This is a genomic window from Bacillus sp. SIMBA_031 (assembly GCF_046535225.1).
In the GTDB taxonomy this organism is placed as follows: Bacteria; Bacillota; Bacilli; order Bacillales; family Bacillaceae; genus Bacillus; species Bacillus velezensis.
Window position 1 is genome coordinate 1 of the sequence record NZ_JAWRXC010000499.1, and the last position, 251, is coordinate 251.

The 251-nt window shown below is 35.9% G+C and carries 1 protein-coding gene; it reads left to right on the forward strand.

Going from position 1 to position 251, the window contains the following annotated elements; all coding sequences use genetic code 11:
- On the forward strand, positions 1-251 hold a 251-nt coding region (locus SB724_RS21155), incomplete at both ends, for a type 2 periplasmic-binding domain-containing protein (RefSeq protein ID WP_410572958.1).

Genomic DNA, 251 nt, shown 5'->3' on the forward strand with positions numbered 1-251 from the left:
GGTATTAAGGTAAATTATATTAACGGACTGAGTTGGCAAGAATTACTAGATTTATTTGAAAATAAACAGATTGATATGCTTCATCCGGTATTGTATAGCGAATCAAATGATGCCTTAGGAATGCTTAGCTCGCCAATAGTAAGTTTACCTTTAAGTATCGTAAATCAGCAAAATAACCCACCAATTTCGCATATGGAGCAACTTAAAGGTAAGTCGGTTGCGGTAGGAGAGGGCTGGTCAATTGTAAAAAT